Annotated in this window: 14 protein-coding genes; 5 read left to right on the forward strand and 9 right to left on the reverse strand. The window is 62.8% G+C overall.

Annotated elements, in window-relative coordinates:
* Nucleotides 1-3: 3 nt before the first annotated feature.
* A complete protein-coding gene (gene trxC, locus DYST_RS21955) occupies nt 4-441 on the reverse strand; it encodes a thioredoxin TrxC (RefSeq protein ID WP_239948421.1) in 438 nt (145 codons plus the stop codon).
* 37 nt (nt 442-478) lie between these two features.
* On the opposite strand from trxC, the gene DYST_RS21960 reads away from it, so the two are divergent.
* A complete protein-coding gene (locus tag DYST_RS21960) occupies nt 479-982 on the forward strand; it encodes a hypothetical protein (protein WP_428993934.1) in 504 nt (167 codons plus the stop codon).
* 13 nt (nt 983-995) lie between these two features.
* Here the strand turns inward: DYST_RS21960 and DYST_RS21965 are convergent, their stop codons facing one another.
* The 6 genes from DYST_RS21965 to DYST_RS21990 form a co-directional block, all read right to left on the reverse strand.
* Nucleotides 996-2,396 (reverse strand): glycosyltransferase, encoded by a 1,401-nt coding sequence (locus tag DYST_RS21965; protein WP_239948435.1) that lies wholly within the window; start codon nt 2,394-2,396, stop codon nt 996-998.
* Between the two features lie 315 nt (nt 2,397-2,711).
* Nucleotides 2,712-3,491, reverse strand: a complete 780-nt coding sequence (locus DYST_RS21970; RefSeq protein ID WP_239948436.1) for an SH3 domain-containing protein — start codon at nt 3,489-3,491, stop codon at nt 2,712-2,714.
* Between the two features lie 67 nt (nt 3,492-3,558).
* Nucleotides 3,559-4,872: an amino acid permease gene (locus DYST_RS21975; RefSeq protein WP_239948438.1), complete on the reverse strand. Its 1,314-nt coding sequence runs from the start codon at nt 4,870-4,872 to the stop codon at nt 3,559-3,561.
* A complete protein-coding gene (locus DYST_RS21980) occupies nt 4,869-5,957 on the reverse strand; it encodes an aromatic ring-hydroxylating oxygenase subunit alpha (protein ID WP_239948440.1) in 1,089 nt (362 codons plus the stop codon). The genes DYST_RS21975 and DYST_RS21980 overlap by 4 nt, the downstream gene beginning before the upstream one ends.
* A gap of 956 nt (nt 5,958-6,913) precedes the next feature.
* The gene (locus tag DYST_RS21985) at nt 6,914-8,740 is read right to left on the reverse strand and encodes a 3'-5' exonuclease (protein ID WP_102304022.1); all 1,827 of its coding nucleotides are present in this window, start codon (nt 8,738-8,740) and stop codon (nt 6,914-6,916) included.
* Nucleotides 8,741-9,035: 295 nt separating this feature from the next.
* Nucleotides 9,036-9,959: an oxygenase MpaB family protein gene (locus DYST_RS21990; RefSeq protein WP_239948446.1), complete on the reverse strand. Its 924-nt coding sequence runs from the start codon at nt 9,957-9,959 to the stop codon at nt 9,036-9,038.
* A 253-nt stretch (nt 9,960-10,212) separates the two neighbouring features.
* Here DYST_RS21990 and DYST_RS21995 point away from each other — a divergent pair, with 253 nt between their 5' ends.
* Nucleotides 10,213-11,310, forward strand: coding sequence for a 3-deoxy-7-phosphoheptulonate synthase (locus DYST_RS21995; RefSeq protein WP_239948448.1), 1,098 nt, complete (start codon nt 10,213-10,215; stop codon nt 11,308-11,310).
* A 12-nt stretch (nt 11,311-11,322) separates the two neighbouring features.
* Here DYST_RS21995 and DYST_RS22000 read toward each other — a convergent pair whose 3' ends face one another.
* Nucleotides 11,323-12,168, reverse strand: coding sequence for an intradiol ring-cleavage dioxygenase (locus DYST_RS22000; RefSeq protein WP_239948449.1), 846 nt, complete (start codon nt 12,166-12,168; stop codon nt 11,323-11,325).
* Between the two features lie 16 nt (nt 12,169-12,184).
* On the opposite strand from DYST_RS22000, the gene DYST_RS24400 reads away from it, so the two are divergent.
* Together DYST_RS24400 and DYST_RS22010 are read left to right on the forward strand one after the other, a co-directional pair.
* A complete protein-coding gene (locus DYST_RS24400) occupies nt 12,185-12,778 on the forward strand; it encodes a GNAT family N-acetyltransferase (RefSeq protein WP_428993935.1) in 594 nt (197 codons plus the stop codon).
* A gap of 136 nt (nt 12,779-12,914) precedes the next feature.
* A complete protein-coding gene (locus DYST_RS22010; protein WP_239948451.1) occupies nt 12,915-13,604 on the forward strand; it encodes a DUF1345 domain-containing protein in 690 nt (229 codons plus the stop codon).
* A gap of 1,211 nt (nt 13,605-14,815) precedes the next feature.
* Here DYST_RS22010 and DYST_RS22015 read toward each other — a convergent pair.
* Complete coding sequence (locus DYST_RS22015; protein ID WP_102303970.1) at nt 14,816-15,298, reverse strand: YajQ family cyclic di-GMP-binding protein; 483 nt, start codon at nt 15,296-15,298, stop codon at nt 14,816-14,818.
* A 108-nt stretch (nt 15,299-15,406) separates the two neighbouring features.
* On the opposite strand from DYST_RS22015, the gene DYST_RS22020 reads away from it, so the two are divergent.
* Nucleotides 15,407-16,585 (forward strand): NAD(P)/FAD-dependent oxidoreductase, encoded by a 1,179-nt coding sequence (locus tag DYST_RS22020; protein ID WP_102303971.1) that lies wholly within the window; start codon nt 15,407-15,409, stop codon nt 16,583-16,585.
* Nucleotides 16,586-16,592 lie beyond the last annotated feature (7 nt).

Here is a 16,592-nt window from a genome sequence, read left to right on the forward strand (position 1 = left end):
GCCTTAGCGCAGCGCGTTGGCGAGGAACTGGCGTAGCTGCATACCGTTGAGCGCGCCGGCTTGACGTGCCACTTCGCGACCGTTGCGCATCACCAGCAAGGTCGGGATGCTGCGGATGCCGAAGCGCTGGGCCAACGCCGGTTGTGCTTCCGTGTCCACCTTGGCCAGCCGCAGTTGTGGCTCCAGACTCGCTGCCGCTTCGGCGAAGACTGGTGCGAAGCCGATGCACGGGCCACACCAGGGCGCCCAGAAATCGATCACCACGGGCAGGTCGCCGCGTGCTGCCACTGCGTCAAAGTTGTTCGCCGTGAGCGTTGCGGGCTTGCCCTCGAACAACTTCAGCTTGCAACGCCCACAAACGGGCTGTTCGCCCAGGCGGCTCTCCGGCACGCGATTGAGGGCCGAGCAGTGCGGGCAGGGAATGGACAGCGTGGTGGACATAGCGGGCCTCGTTGGCCAAAACTCATTACAGCGCCAGATGGCGTTCCCTGCATCAGGAAACAAGGGAGGCGACGTGCGCGAGCGAGGGCCAGGTTCCCATGCAGGCCGCTGGGCCGGCCTGGCGGCTGGCGTGATTTGGACCTTGCCCAACAGCCTGCTTGGGCTGGTGGCGGGGCTCGCCTGCGTGCCCTGGGGCGCCAGGCCCGAGTGGCGCAGCCGCGACTATGCGTTGGCTTTCCGCCGCATGCCGTCCTGGGGCGCTGGAGGCGCACTGACGTTGGGCAACGTGATTCTCTACTCCTGCGATACGCTCGACACGCCGTGCTTCACTTACGCCCATCGCGCAGGCCTTCGCCAGGAGCCGCGCATTTCACTGGCAGCCCACGAGCGAGCGCACGTATTCCAGTACATGGTGCTGGGGCCGTTGTTTCTTCCGTTCTACGCAGCATGTGGCGGTATCAGCGCACGCAATCGTTTCGAGCGCGCTGCGGATCGTTACGCCCAACGCGAAGGTGGCTGGTGGCCGTGGCCCATGGCGTGAGCCGTGGTGCTCGTCAAACGCGATGGCGCGCGTGTCGTGGAATGAGGCACGAGAGATAGCCCGCGATGCTCACGGGCTTGAGCAGCAGTCCGTAGATCAATGCATAACCGAGCAACCCCAATGGATTTCTGCGCACGTTGAGCCCAAGCGTGTGGAACATGCGCGATTGCACGGCGTAGATAACGAGGTTGCCAAGCAGGGCCATGGGTACCGCGAACACCAATACGGGACCGGCCAACCAATAGATGCCAGTGCATGCGAGAACCGTGGCGGGTATGAGCGCTACGGTGTAGATCAGGTCGGTATAGAGCAATAGCAGGTTCCACCAGATAAAGAAGGTGCTCAGCTTGCGCCGGAATAACAACGAGCCGTGGGTCTTAAGCGCTTCGACAACGCCGCGCGACCACCTCCGGCGTTGTTCGAAAAATGATGCAAGCGACGCGGGCACGCGGACGAAGGCGATCGCGTTCTCCGCGTAGCCCACGCGATGATGGTCGCGCAGGATGGCCCAGGTCAGCACGATGTCTTCGCCCGCGCATTCGGGCCATCCGCCGACGACGCGCAGGATGTCGGTGCGATACAGCGAAAACGTTGCGGGCGCGACCAGCGTGCCCTGGCAAAGGCTCTGCACCCGCCGGGTGGCCGAGATGCCTTGGAAATAGTCCCACTCTTGCATGCGCGTCATGGGGTTTTGCCGCGAATTGCCTACCAATACCGCACCGGCGACCGCCGCAGTATTCGGGGGATCGCTCAAGTAGCGCGTCACGAGTTGCCGAAGCGCTTGCGGATGCAGGTGGGCATCGGCATCCAGCGTTACGGTGATGGGATGCGCGGCTAGCCTCAGGCCTGCATTGAGCGCCCTCGATTTGCCGCCAGCGCATGCGAGGTCGAGCACTTCCAGCCATGGGTAGCGCGCGCTGCGCAAATGGTCGAGCGTGGCATCGGTGGATCCATCGTTGATCACCATCACTTCCACAGGCGCGGGATAGCGCTGCGCTGCAATGCTGGCCAGCGTGTCGAGGATGGTGTCCTGCGCATTGTGGGCAGCGATCAGGATACTCACCGCGGGAAAATCACCGTCGGCGAAGTGAGAACGCACGGGGCGCCGGTCGAGCAGCAGGCCAGTCGCCAGGAACACACTCATGAAAGCCGGAAGTACTGCGATGCCAAGGATGAGCAACTGAGCCAGTAGCCGCGTTCCCGTGGATTCCAAACCGGCAGTCCAATGGGACGACAGAACATACGCAAACGTGGCCCATCCGAACGAGAGGGCGAACGCCAGCATGAACTTGAAGACCACCGGCACGTAGCGCGGGCGATGCATCGAGATGTCGTTGGCGGCAGCAAGCGGCAGGCGGACCGTTATCGGAAACGGCCGTCGTTTTGCTGACCAGTCTTGTGCGTTGACACTCATGCGCGAGCCTGCTGCTGCAATGGCCTGTCGCGTGCCTGCGACGGATGATGCGCCCGCCCGCGGCTGCGGGAAAGCGCTTCATACGCCTGGCGCGCGCACGCCGGGTTGGCCCTGTGGCTTCTTGCCATAACTCGGCCTCTCGTTAGTTTGAGGGCAAGAGTTGTGCCAGTGGGGTGGCGCGGCAATATCGCGACAATCTCCGGGAAAAGCGGTCAATTCACCCGTGATGGCCCATGGTCGAGCTGGGGCGGCAGACGCGCGTCGACACAAATCGACGCGCGACGGCGCATGCGTACGTTAGGAGTGCACGCAAGTTCAGGCGCCCTGATTGCCGCCTTGGTTGCCCGGTGCCGGGCGCGGCTGCGGTCGGGGTGCGGGGCGCTGGTTGCCTTGTCCCGGCGATGGCCGGTTGCCGCCCTGGTTCGGCGGCGGGCGATTGCCCCGGGGCGGACGATTGCCACCTTGGTTCGGCGGTGGGCGATTGCCTCCCGGCGGCCGGGGATTCTGTCCCGGGGGACGGGCTCCCGGATTCGGGCTCGGACGATTGTTCGAAGGCGGTCGGTGGCCTTGCGACGGCGGTGGGCGATTGCCCGACGGCGGGGGACGGTGTCCGCCGCCGGATGGCGGACGATAGCCAGGGCCGGGCGGCCGATAGCCGGGACGCCAGCCGGGCGGTCGCGGCGGCGGGCGCGGTGCATATGGACGGCCATACCAATAATCGCGATTGCGATAGAACGGCCGGTTCACGTAGTACGAGCCCCAGTAAGCGGCGATCGAGAAGGTGACAATGGGAATGCCAATGCGTGCACCGTAGTCGGCCACATACACCGGCTGGTTCTGATAGGTGTACTGCACGTACGTGCCGGCCACCCAGCCGCGCATGCCCATGGTGATCACATCGCACCAGCCCCAGCCCGCGGTACAACCCTGGATCGCCACGCCGGCGCCGGCGGGCAGTTGCGCGATAGTGGGGTAGCTGATGTCCGGCCCGGCGTACAGGTCGACGTACGCGGTGACCACGCCATTCGTTTGCGCGAAGGCCGCGGGACTCGCCAATCCGAACAGCACCAGCACGGTCCAGACGATCCGTTTCATGGCTGCCTCTCCCGGGTATACAGGTCGATGAGACTGCGCCAACCGCGAAGGGGGCGTCAACAGAAGATCAAGTTGGTTGGTCAGGCGAAAGCGTCGGCTTGCGCGCAATGAGCCGCCAACACAGGTAGAACGGGCCGCCCGCCAGCAGCAGCACCGCACCCCACATCAGCGGCTCCGTGCCGGCACCGGCGAGCGCCCAGAGCGAGAAAGCCAGGGCGAACGCGGCTACCAGTCGGCGGGTCCAGGCTGCGCGGCCACTTTCCAGGCGCCACCAGGCCAGCGTGGTGACCAGGTAGGGCAGCAGGTTGGTGGCGGTCGACAGCAGGATCACGAAGGTGAACAGTGCCACCAGTGAGCGTGTGAAATTGGCCGCGATCAACAAACTGGTAAGTACGCTGCTGATGAGCAGGCCGATCCACGGCGTGCCGTGGCGGTCTACCCGTGCGAACAGCCGGGGAAACATGCCGTCCTGCGCTGCCGCCATCGTGGTCTGCGCTACTAACAGCACCCAACCATTGAGTGTGCCAAAGCACGACACGACGGCCACGGCCGCCACGCCGATGCCGGCCATGGTTCCCCATGCGTGCGTGGCCGCTGCTGCCATCGGCGCCGCGGAAGCGGCGAGCTGATCACGCGGAAGCATGCCAATCACCACCGTGCAGGCCAGCATGGTGGCAATGCCAGCGACGATGGTGCCGATCATGGTGGCGCGTGGCACGGTGCGCAGCGGATCCTTCACCACGCCGGTGGGCACGGTAGCTGTTTCCAGCCCCAGCAACGCCCATAGCGCCAGCGTGGCGGTGGATAGCGCCACACCGGGCAGCGACAGCCCGTCGGGGTTGAATGGGCGATACGAGCCCGCGTGCAACGTGCCCAGCCCGATCAGGCCAAACAGCAATAAAGGGACGAGCTTGAGCAGCGTCGTCACCATCGCGACGCGACCGGCTTCGCGCACGCCGGCCAGCGTAATGCCGGTACATATCCACAATGCGGCTAGCGCGCACAGCGCGCTGCGCAGCGGCGTCGATGTGGCGGCCGGCCACAGGGCGCCAAGGCTGCCCGCAAAAGCCACCGCCAGCGCGGCGTTCGCCGACCAAGTGCAAATCCAGTAGCTCCACGCCACCAGAAAACCGGTGGTGTCACCGAAGGCGCAACGTGCATAAGCGTAAGGGCCGCCATGATTGGGAATACCTTGCGCCAACCACGCGAATATCTGCGCCAGTGCGAGCGCGCCGCACAGTGTTATCGCCCAGCCGAGCAGACTTGCCGCGCCAAACGGCGCCATGGCTGCGGGCAGTACGAAGATGCCCGAGCCGATGATGTTGCCGATCACCAGCGCGACCAGTGTCCACTGGCCGATCACACGCGTGGTGCCGCTCATGCGTCGGCCTTCGTTTCGCGATAGGCGCGACGCACCATCTCGTGAAAGTGGTGCACTGCATTTTCCCGCAGCGGATTCAGGCGGCCGGCCTCGTACGAGCCCGATGCCAATCCGCGCTGTACGTCCGCGCAGATGGTGACGTCTTCGTCCTGCACTTCGTCGCTGAACTCGACGTCGCGTGCGCGCCGCGCCTGTGCTTCCGGACTGTCGTCGGGTGGGTAATAGAAATCGAACTCTACCCGGCAGCGATCTACGCCCAGTGGCAGCACGCGGTTGGTCTGCAAGCGCGCGGGCAAGATATTGAGCATCGTGTTGGGATGGATGAAGTAGTACAGCGCCTCACCGCTGCCATACAGGTCCCCCGAACTTTCCAGCGGGCTGTACTGGAACGAATACCACTGCGCCGTTTCGGTGATGTAGCTGCGGTAATCGAGCAGGCTATTGAGGCCAGGGTGAATGTGCGGGACGTGGTAACCCTCCAGATAGTTGTCCACGTACACCTTCCAGTTGCAGGCCACGTCGTAGCTCGCTCGATGATGGAACTGATAGTTCTCCAGCGAGCGTTCCGGGCCCAACCGTTCATCGATGCCGGCCACCAGCTCCCGAAAAGGCGGCGCCTCACCGATCGCCACAAACACCAACCCCTGCCATACCTGTACGCGCACCTCAGGCAGACGGATATCCGACGGATTGAAATCCTGCGCGCGGCCCATCTCGGGCGCACCGCGCAGCACGCCGTCGAGGCCGTACGTCCAACCGTGGTAGCGACAGCGCAGAGCCTTCGCGCCACGGCCATCGCAACCGGCGATAGGGCCCGCGCGGTGGCGGCATACGTTGTGGAAGGCTCGGATGATGTTGTCCTCACCGCGCACGATGATCAGCGGCAAGCCGGCGATCTCCGTGACCACGTGATCGCCTGACTCAAGTATTTGCGACTGGTGGCAAACCAACTGCCAGCTGCGCGCGAAGATGGCGCGTGCGTCCAGGTGAGGCATGCGTGGATCGGTATAGAAGCGGGCGGGCAGTGTCAGCGCGTAGTCGAGCGGCTGGGGCGCAAGAACGGAGTCGTCGAGCAGGTCACGCATGGACACATCACCGGCAGCTATTTGTCCTACTATTTAAACCTATGGGGGCGGCAAGGGAAGGGGGGGGATGCGGCCGGCGCCTCAAATGTGGGGTGGTTGCTCGCCTCATCGTTTCGATGAAACCGTCATCCCTGCGTAGGCAGGGATCCAGTAGCCGTGGGTATGGTTGTCGCTTCATGCGCTGCCGCGATCTGGCCGCTTACGCAGCGGGCGTTTCGACCTCCTGCCGGAGGCCGGGTTACTTTTCTTTGTTGGTCCAAAAGATCCCACGGGGACTAGCTTCGCGTCGAAAGTAACCCAAAGAAAATGGCCGATAAGGCCAACGCCCGCAGCATTACCTTGGGATAAGCCCGAACGCTCGAGGAACGTTGCTGCTTGGCAACCTTCGCCGCTACACAGCAGGTACTTCAGAGCGCTTCGCAACGCGCCGTCGCGGAGAGGACTTAAAGCAGGCTTCGCTACGCTTCCCGACCGGTGTGGAGAACTCGCCACACAACGGCACTCCATTTCTTCCCTGAACTTTCCTAACCTTGTGCACCAAGGCAGGAGCAACGCGACTTGCCGCGATGCGATGTGCAGCGAAGCTGCACGAGCCGTCGGCTCGGTGCTTTTGACCTTCGGGCCCCCTGTGCGGCGGTGAGGGGTGGACGAGAAGGCCCGCAGGGGGGATCGGCAAGGATGCCGATCCCTTTTCGCCGGGGCAGGAGCCCCGTCGAAAAGCCCGGCCGCCCCTCACGAACTGGCCGGCGCAGCCGGCCAGCGCCAAGTGGGGGTGCCTTTCTCTTTGGTTACTTTCTCTTGGGCAAGCAAGAGAAAGTGACCCGGCCTCCGGTAGGAGGACGGAAGCCCGCCGCAGGCGAGCCAAGTCGCCGCATCGCTAAAATCAAGCGATAAAACCAAATCTTCGCGTTAGCGATAAAAAGCAGCACAAACGACAGAAGACGCCAACCAACCCATCAAGCCTCAGCCAACTGCTGCTGCACCTCATTAATCGAATTACGAATACGCTGACTAAAAATCGAATCCTCGTGATGGATCAACACCAGCCGCTCCGTCGCCCGCGTCATCGCCACATAAAGCAAGCGCGCCTCCTCCGTTTCATTCTTGCCCGGCTTCGGCAACGACCCAAGCCCCGGAATGATCACCAGCGGAAACTCCAGACCCTTGCTCGAATGCATGGTGATCAGTTTCACCGTGTCGTCCACGACAAAGAGCGAGCTAGCACCATTGCCTTCCGCCAGTTGGCTGGGAATACCTGCTTGCTGCAACGCCTCATGCAGTTTTTCTCCCTCCCAGCTGTTGCGGAAAATGACTGCCATGTCCGGCAGGCGCCGTCCGGCGGTTCGTTCCTCGCGCAGGCGATGAATGATCGCGGGAAGTTGATCCTTCTGCTGTTCGACGCGGATAAGTTCAGGCAGCGCGCCGCGCCGCCCGGCGCTTTGCGGTTCGATCAACGGAATGCCGTCATCGTCTTCGTCGTGCCCCAGTAGCAGCTCGTTGGCGAATACGCGTGCCACGGAGAGGATTTCCAGGGTGTTGCGGTAATTGAGCTTGAGGATGGTGGTGCGGCCTTGCGCCTGCACGCCCAGGCTCTTCCAGCTGAGCTTTTTGCGATTGGCTTGGCCGTAGATGTTCTGCGCGTCGTCGTACAACACCAGCAGCGAGTTGGTGTTGGGATCGATCATCTGCACGATGAGCTTGTACCACTCGGGTTCGAAGTCGTGGCCTTCGTCGATCAGCACCGCGCCGTACTGGAAGCGCGGGATCTGGCCGCTATCCACGCCCGCGATAACGGCGGGCGGCAGCTCTTCGGCGACATGGGGGCCGTCTTCCGGCACCGGCACGTGGTAGGCGGTGAGCATGCTGCGGCACCACCTGTGGAAGTTGTAGACCTGCACTTTGTCGCTGAGGCCGCGTTCGCCCATCAGTTGCTCGAGCCGCGCGGCGAGTGCCGTGTTGTAGCAGAGCACGAGGATAGGCTTGGATAGCGTGCGCGCCAATTCCATGGCGCGGAAACCCAGGATCATCGTTTTGCCCGAGCCCGCGACGCCGTGAATGATGCGGTGTTCGTCGCCCAGCGAACGCGCCAGCATTTCCTGCTGCGCGTCCATCACTTGGATCAGGTCGGGAATGGCTACCTTGCTGACTTTGCTGCGCGCACCGGCGGCGAACAGGCCGAACTGACCTTCGCCGGCCTCTACGCGGATATCGGGGAACAGGTGCCAGCGCACACGGTCGATCTGCGGCAGCGTGAGCGCGGTAGGGAATATCTGCGGGAACATTGCCCACAGGCGCTCCTGAAATGCCTCCGATTCCACCGACTCGAACATCTCGTCCTGACAGATCGCGAGGTGCGCGGGAATCGCCGACTCGAGCTGACCAGCCTCGAACTGCTTGCGGCTGATATTGGCGAGCACCACGCCATGGCCCAGCGGCATCTGCAGCCGACCTTCATAGGCATGGCCCGGCGGATAACACAGGGCGGGATCGCGCTGCAGCATCTTGGCGATCTCGTTCGCGCCGTCGCGGGCCTGCATCAGCGGGTTGTGTTCCTTCAGGCTGCTGTTGCCGGCGATCAGGGTGAACAAGGTGCGGTCAGCCTGCTGGATGCTGCCAGGCTTCCAGTCCTTTACCTCCAGCACCAGCAAGCCACGCCGTGGGTGGAACACGATGAAGTCGGGGCGGCGCTCTTTCGGGCCGATGGCCACGTCGTACCACAGCAGGTAGTCGGCCTCGAGTTTCTGCTCCAGGCGTTCGGAGAAGCGTTTTTCGCCGCCGGTCATCTCGGGCAGGCAGCTGTTTCGGGATGGAATGAGCGTCGCCACTGGGAGCTGCCTCTTGCCTTTCCTTGGGTGTACGCGGGGCGTTTCAGGTCCGGCGACGTTAACGGATCGGCGGGAGGAGTCAATCTAGCCGGCCTGTCACCGGGAGGGGGGGCTGGGATTTTCGCCAAGACGCCGATCTGGCACCGTGCGTGATCCCTTGGGTCACGAATGGCTGGTGGGGCACGAGATCGAGAAGGTCAGCGCCGAGGAAATGCAGCGGCGCTACGACGCGGTTACCGCTGAGTGTTAGGCCTTAACGCCAACGATGAAGCGTGTCGCCTGCGACACCGACACGCGCGCATGCGCGGCTGGCGATGCCGTCGGGCAGCGCCATGCGAAACACCGGGGCGACTGACCATAGCGCCCGTGCCGCCAGTCGCGACTGTGCACGTTGCAGTGGTGTGCGCTCCAATAAAGCATCCGCCCACGGGGGCAATAAGGCGGCGCCCGCTTGCAGAAAAACGTCGCGCGACAAGCCCGCCACCGGCACGGGGAGCCGCACGCGATACAACACCGCCAGCACCTCGCGCGAGCGTTCGGTAAAACGCAATTCGGGGCGCATGCGTCGGAAGTAGGTAGTGATCTCCGCTTCGGATGCCGGTACGTCGCGCGCGCCCAGCGCCTCGGCAATGCGTCGCACCTCGTCGTAATAGCGATCCGCTGCACCGGCAGGAAGATTGATGTGGCTATAACGACGATAGCCCTGCAAAAAGCTGTAGGCCTCGGTGACATGCACCCAGGTGAGGAGGTCCGGATCGTCGGCGGCGTATGGCCGTCCATCTTCGCCCACGCCCTTCACCTGCGCATGAATCTGCTTCACCCGCTCGATCAGCATCTGCGCTTGGTCGAGCGGCGCGTAGCTGGTGCCGCTGACGAAGGACGTAGTGCGACGCAGGCGGCCGATCAGGTCCTCGCGAAAATTGGAGTGATCCCACACGCCCGCGAGTGCGAGCGGGTGCAAGGTCTGCAGCATCAATGCCGCAAGGCCGCCTGCAAGCATGCCCGGGAAGTCGCTGTGCACGCGCCAAGTGGCGCTGTCTGGGCCAAACAGGCCTGGATCACCGACCGGATGATCATAGTCGACGTGCCCGCCACCGCCGCGTGGAAACGCGCTGAGCACCCAACGTCGGATGGGTTCACGGGCAGGGCGGGTAAGTAGGTTCCACGGTGAAGTCATGCGGGCAGTTTAGCGTTCGCCAAGCGTGTTGGTTTCAAATGCATCCTTTGCATGCGCGAAAAGCCTGTGTTATTCCTTATCGCCATGACCTTCCACGCCACCCGCCAGTATTTTTGGTTTTACGGCTATCCGATGCCGCTGGCGGAGGGTTGGTCGCGATTGTCTTAACGACAAGACACCATTCCCAAAAAGGCCGCCAGCCACCACTGGCGGCCTTTTTTATGGTCGCCAGTGGCCCCCCAAGGAGACCACAGTGAACCCTTCTACCGACGATTTACGCATCCGCGCCATCACACCGCTCAGCACCCCGGCTGAGGTGATGCGCGATTGCGCTGCAAGCGTGCACGCCGCGCATACCGTGAGCGCCTCGCGACAGGCCCTGCATCGCATCCTGACGGGCGAGGACGACCGCCTCGCCGTGGTGATCGGCCCGTGCTCGATCCACGACACCCGTGCCGCGCTGGAGTACGCGGAGCGGCTGGTGGCGCAGCGCAGTCAGTATGCGGGGGAGCTTGAGATCGTGATGCGTGTGTACTTCGAAAAACCGCGCACAACGGTGGGTTGGAAGGGGCTCATCAACGATCCCGACCTCGACGGCAGCTTCCGTATCGACAAGGGGCTGCGGCTGGCGCGTGGCTTGCTGCGCGACATCAACGAACTGGGCGTGCCGGCGGGCTGCGAGTTCCTGGACATGATCACGCCGCAGTACATCGCCGATCTCGTGGCCTGGGGCGCCATCGGCGCGCGCACCACCGAGAGTCAGGTACATCGCGAATTGGCGTCCGGTCTTTCGTGCCCGGTGGGTTTCAAGAACGGTACCGATGGCAACGTGAAGATCGCCGTGGATGCGGTCAGTGCGGCATCGCAGCCGCATCATTTCATGGCCGTCACCAAGGGCGGCCAGACGGCCGTCGCCACGACCACGGGCAATGAGGACTGCCACGTGATTCTGCGTGGCGGAAAAACGCCGAACTACGATGCGCCCAGTGTGGATGCAGCATGCCTTGCCATCGCCAAGAGCGGGCAGGCGGCGCGCGTGATGATCGACGCCAGCCACGCGAACAGCAACAAGCAACCGGAAAACCAACCGTTGGTGATCGACGATATTGCCGCGCAGCTGTCGGCGGGCGAGCAGCGTATCGTTGGCGTGATGGTGGAAAGCCACCTCCTTGGCGGTCGGCAGGATCTGGTGGAAGGACAACCGCTGCGCTATGGCCAGAGCATCACGGACGGCTGCATCGACTGGGACGCCTCGGTGCAGGTGCTCGATCGTCTCGCCCAGGCGGTGCGCGCACGCCGCATCGCGCGGCAGGCGGCACAGCGAACGGCGCGCCTGGCCTCCGGCTGCTGAGCGAAAGTATGCTCAGTGCATGCTTTCACGGCTGGTGGCGCTGGGATCGACGGCGAGCGTCAACGTCGCCACCTGCAGGTTTCCCTCGAGGGACATCTGCGCGATGGAATCGCTGCCATGCTGATTCGTGTAGACGTTGTCTTCCGGCAGCGTAGTGCGCTCAAGGCCGTGCCGCTGATAGGCCTCGCCGGCCATGGCGTCGAGCGATGACGCTTCGGGAAAGAACAGCTGCCCCGTGTGCACCACCGTGCCGCCGCGATAGTGGCCGTCCTGCATCTTTCCGCCTGCGTGAAGCTTGAGGTGGATGTGATTGCAGCGGCCTGCGTAGTAGCCGGGGAAGATGGTGTGGAACGTGACCGCGCCTCGCGCATCAGCGATCTGCACGCCGCGCAGGAAGGTGAGCTGGTCCGAGGGCACGCTCTTCGGCGGCGCGCCACGTGGACCGCCGGCCAAGCCCGGTGGCATGCCGCCCGGCGGCGGACCCGGGGGAGGCGTGCCGTGTGCACCTCCGGGCGGTAGGCCCATGCCGGGACCGCCGGGCGACATGTGGGTGAAGCCGGAGTAGAGGCCCTGCGCATCGCAGTGCCAGATTTCCAGTGCGGTGTCGCTCAATGGGCGGCAGGTGCGGCTGTCCAGTACCTCAAAGCGCAGTGTGAGCGGCAGGCCGGGTTTGCCTTCCGTGATGTCCTGTCGCAGCAGGGCGCGATCGAGGTAATAGGGGCCTTCCGTCTGTTCCGCGCTCAGGCGGCAGGCCGGACGTCCATCCGGTAAGGCGCGTGCCACGCGAGAGAAGGGCAGGGCGGCGACGCCGCCAAGGCACATCTGCAGAAAATGACGTCGATTCCAGGTGATTTTCACTACGCGTCCTGAGCGGATGACGGGCGCCGCGATGGCGCAACTCTTCATCGAACGCGTTGGCGCGCGCGAGGATGACACGCGTGAACGATTCGTTGACGCGATGACTATTGTTCAGTCTTCCAATTACGCATCAAGGTTGATCGTCGCCTTGAGCACGTTGGATACCGGACAACCTTCCTTCGTCGCACAGGCGATGGCATCGAACGTGGTCGCATTGCCAGAGCTTGCCGAAAGTTCCATGCACGAAATGCGAACGTGGAAGGCCGACATCTTCACGCGTGGTTCGCTGCCATTTGATTTACTCTCCGCGCCTTGCTTCATCAGGGTGCATTTCATGTTTGCCGATATCAACCACAACCCCAGGGCGCATCGTTTCGAAACCAAGGTGGATGGTGTGCCTTGCGTGCTGGACTACACGCTCGAAGATGGCGTGATGACCATCACCCACACCATTGTGCCGTCTGCTGTCGGTGGCCGCGGCATTGCCTCCAACCTTGTTCGCACGGCGTTGGACACGGCCCGCGAAGAGCATTGGAAAGTGGACCCGGCCTGCTCGTATTCCGAGATATGGATGACCCGCCATCCGGAGTACCAGGATCTGCACGTCTGAGCTAGCGGTTGGCGCCCGTGATTGGGGCGGATGATGGGGATGCGGCCAGCAGGCTCTAAGATGCGCCATGCCCGATGTGGGGTCATGGAGAGATCGTTGTGTCGACGAGTTACCTGAACGTCGCGGAGACGCTCACATGAGCGTTACGCCCGGTGAAACCCGTCCACGGGCGCGCGGCTTCGGCCCGTTCCGGATATTGCGTGCGCGCCCGCGCTTGATGATTTCCGGGGCTGTAGCGTTGTTGACCGGTGTGTCGCTCTGGCATTGGGCAGAACTGAAACCAGCAAAGGCGCTGTTGCTCGGGTTCGACCTTGGCGTGGCGGTCTATCTGATCGCGCTTGCCATCCTGTTCTGTCGTACGACATCGGTGGAACTGATGCAGGGACAGGCGCGCAGGCAGGACACGGGCCGTTGGGGCGTGCTGTGGACGGCGATGCTACTGACCGGTTTTGTATCGCTTGCGCTCACCACCGAAATGGGAGCGGCCAAGGGTGGTGATGCCAAGGCGCTGACGATCGCCGCCGTGAGTATCGTGCTGTCGTGGCTGTTTCTGAATGTGATGTTCGGTATGCACTATGCGCATGGTTATTACGGTGACTTCGGCAAGAAGCACGAAGGGCTGGAATTTCCGGGAACGCATGAGCCGGACTACTGGGACTTCATGTACTTCGCGATCGTGATCGGCATGACTTTTCAGGTTTCTGATGTGCAGATCAGCAGTCGTTATTTGCGGCGCGTTGCGCTGTTGCATAGTGTGATCGCGTTTTTCTTTAACGTGTTTATTATTGCGATCAGTGTGAATATTGCGGCGGGGTTGGCGGGGTGAGGTTCGATTTCTGCTGAGGTTTTGTTGTTGGCGTTGTCTTGGCGCGTGCTTAGGGAGTCAGGATAGGACAAGCGTCGAGTGCACCGGTTGCCTCAGTTCTTCTCCCTCTCCCTTTCGGGGAGAGGGTTGGGGTGAGGGGCGGGTGCTCGCTGTATCGTTTCATCTGAGCCGTCATCCCTGCGAATGCAGAGATCCAGTAGTCGTGAGTGTGGTTATCGCTTCGTGCGCTGCCGCGACCTGGCCGCTTACGCAGCGGGCGTTTCGATCGTCTGCCGACGCTCGAGTCACTTTTCTTTGCTGGCCCAAAGAAAAGTAACCCGAAGAAATGGCCTGACGGGCCAACGCTCGCAGCATTGCGCAGGGATAAGCCCGAGCGGGTGAGGAACGTTGCTGCTTGGCAACCTTCGCCACTACACAGCGAGTACTTCGAAGCGCTTCGCAACGCGCCATAGCGGAGAGGACTTAAAGCAGGCTTCGCTACGCTTCCCGACCGCCGAGGCGAGGTAAAGGGAGCGCTACGCTTTCCCACCACTCGGACAAGACAAAGGGGACGCTACGCTTCCCGACCGTCGAGGAGAACTCGCCACGTTACGGCGGTGTCCGTCTGCTTTGACTTTGGGCACATGTAGCAGGAGCAACGCGACCTGCCGCGATGCGATGTGCAGCTCCGCTGCACGAGCCGTCGGCTCGGCGCTTTTGACCTTCGGGCCCCCTGTGCGGCGGTGAGGGGTGGACGATCAGGCCCGCAGGGGGGATCGGCAGGACGCCGATCCCTTTTCGCCAGGGCAGGAAGCCCTGTCGAAAAGCCCGGCCGCCCCTCACGTACTGGCCGGCTTCATCGGCCAGCGCCAAGTGGGGGTGCCCTTTCTTTGGGTTACTTTTCTTTACTCCGGGCATCCTGCCCTCCGCCCTTCGGGCCGGCTTCGCCGTTCGCACGCGCTCCTGCGCGTGCGTGGGCAAGCAAAGAAAAGTGACTCGGCCTCCGGTAGGAGGGCGAAAGCCCGCCGCAGGCGAGCCAGTTCGCGATTACGCGACAACCAAGCGACACGGAAACTGGATCCCTGCCTGCGCAGGGATGACGAGACACACGGTGAGGCTAGATTGCCCCCTCACCCCAACCCTCTCCCCAAAGGGGCGAGGGAGCACAGCTGTTCGCATGTGTAGGCCACACGCAGCGGCGTCCACCCCCTCAGCGACAGCACACCCCATCTTCAATCGCGGAAATTATCAAACTGCAACGGCAACTCCACGTCAGCCTTGCGCAGCACCGCCATCGCCAACTGCAAGTCATCGCGCTTCTTGCCGGTCACGCGCAGCTTGTCACCGTTGATCTGCGCCTCGACCTTGATCTTGGCTTCCTTCAGCGAAGCCACCAGCTTCTTGGCGATGGGCTGTTCGATGCCCTGCTTTACGGTGACCTTCTGACGCGAGCCACCCAGGTTGGTTTCGGCGTCACCCACATCAAGTGCGCGGATGTCGATTTTTCGCGAGATGAGGCGGCCACGCAGGATGTCCAGCATCTGTTCCAACTGGAATTCGCTGGGCGCGGACTGGGTGATCTCGAACTTGTCCAGCTCGAACTTCGCATCGGTGCCCTTGAAGTCGAAGCGGCTGGCCAGTTCGCGGTTGGCCTGGTCGATGGCGTTGGTCAGTTCGTGCTTGTCGACTTCGGAAATGACGTCAAAGGAAGGCATGGTGGCGGTTCCGGCACAAAGGAAAGCCGCAGTGTAAGCGATGTGGCCTCTCCTGACGGATAATACGCAGCCATCGGGATAGGAGCGGGTTATGACAGCGGTGTGCGCATGAAAGTGGATGTACTCATCATCGGTGCCGGCGCAGCCGGGCTGATGTGCGCCATCGTGGCCGGGCAGCGCGGGCGTAGCGTGCTGGTGGTCGATCATGCCAACAAGGTCGGCAAGAAGATCCTGATGTCGGGTGGCGGGCGCTGCAATTTCACCAACACGGGTGTGACGCCAGCGTGCTATCTCTCTGCCAATCCGCATTTCGCCAAGTCGGCGTTGGCCCGCTATACACCGTGGGATTTCATTGCGATGGTGGAGAAGCACCGCATCGCATACCACGAGAAGGAACTTGGTCAGCTGTTCTGCGATGAGTCGTCGAAACTGATCGTGCGCATGTTGCTGGACGAGTGCGCGCAGGCCGGTGTGCGCATCGAAACCAGTTGTGGCGTGCAGCGCGTGCGCAAGACGGACGAAGGATTCAGCGTCATCACCGCGCACGGCGAGGTACATGCGCAATCGCTAGTGGTCGCCACGGGCGGCTTGTCGATTCCCACCATGGGCGCCACCGGATTCGGTTACGAATTGGCGCGTCAGTTCGGCCATGCGGTGTTGCCTACGCGTGCAGGTCTGGTGCCGCTGACGCTAAGTGGCAAACACCAGGAGCGCTATCACGACTTGTCAGGTGTTGCCTTGCCCATGGTGGAGGCGCGTGTGGGTAAGCATTCCTTCCGCGCCGGGATGTTGTTCACGCATCGGGGTGTCAGTGGGCCTGCCATTCTGCAGATTTCTTCGTACTGGCAGCCGGGTGACGACTTGCGTATCGATCTGTCGCCCGCACTTGATCTAGGTGAATGGTTGCAGGAACAGCGCAACGTGCGACCGGCAGCAGAGCTGAAGAATGTGCTGGGCGACGCGTTGCCTCGACGGCTCGCGCAGCGTTTGTGCGAGCTCTGGTTCGAAAGCAAGCCGATGCGGCAGTACCGCGAGGCAGAGCTCAAGAACATTGGCGAGCAATTGCACGATTGGCCTGTGGTCGCCAGCGGCACGGAAGGTTACCGCACGGCGGAAGTGACGTTGGGTGGTGTCGATACGGATGGCCTGTCGTCGTCGACCATGCAATCCAAACTCGTGCCCGGCCTTTATTTTGTCGGGGAAGTGGTCGATGTCACCGGCTGGTTGGGCGGTTACAACTTCCAGTGGGCTTGGGCTTCAGGGCATGCGGCGGGTGAAGTTGTGTGATTTCGCG

It is taken from the genome of Dyella terrae (assembly GCF_022394535.1).
In the GTDB taxonomy this organism is placed as follows: Bacteria; Pseudomonadota; Gammaproteobacteria; order Xanthomonadales; family Rhodanobacteraceae; genus Dyella.

Bases quoted from the DNA above. Each gene is read 5' to 3' on its own strand.
- DYST_RS21985 (WP_102304022.1), bottom strand. From the start codon at position 8,740: ATGACCGGCGGCGAAAAACGCTTCTCCGAACGCCTGGAGCAGAAACTC.
- DYST_RS22010 (WP_239948451.1), top strand. From the start codon at position 12,915: ATGAGCGTTACGCCCGGTGAAACCCGTCCACGGGCGCGCGGCTTCGGC.
- DYST_RS22015 (WP_102303970.1), bottom strand. From the start codon at position 15,298: ATGCCTTCCTTTGACGTCATTTCCGAAGTCGACAAGCACGAACTGACC.
- DYST_RS21970 (WP_239948436.1), bottom strand. From the start codon at position 3,491: ATGAAACGGATCGTCTGGACCGTGCTGGTGCTGTTCGGATTGGCGAGT.
- DYST_RS21980 (WP_239948440.1), bottom strand. From the start codon at position 5,957: ATGCGTGACCTGCTCGACGACTCCGTTCTTGCGCCCCAGCCGCTCGAC.
- DYST_RS22020 (WP_102303971.1), top strand. From the start codon at position 15,407: ATGAAAGTGGATGTACTCATCATCGGTGCCGGCGCAGCCGGGCTGATG.
- DYST_RS21965 (WP_239948435.1), bottom strand. From the start codon at position 2,396: ATGAGTGTCAACGCACAAGACTGGTCAGCAAAACGACGGCCGTTTCCG.
- DYST_RS21990 (WP_239948446.1), bottom strand. From the start codon at position 9,959: ATGACTTCACCGTGGAACCTACTTACCCGCCCTGCCCGTGAACCCATC.
- DYST_RS21975 (WP_239948438.1), bottom strand. From the start codon at position 4,872: ATGAGCGGCACCACGCGTGTGATCGGCCAGTGGACACTGGTCGCGCTG.
- DYST_RS24400 (WP_428993935.1), top strand. From the start codon at position 12,185: ATGACGGGCGCCGCGATGGCGCAACTCTTCATCGAACGCGTTGGCGCG.
- DYST_RS21960 (WP_428993934.1), top strand. From the start codon at position 479: ATGGCGTTCCCTGCATCAGGAAACAAGGGAGGCGACGTGCGCGAGCGA.
- trxC (WP_239948421.1), bottom strand. From the start codon at position 441: ATGTCCACCACGCTGTCCATTCCCTGCCCGCACTGCTCGGCCCTCAAT.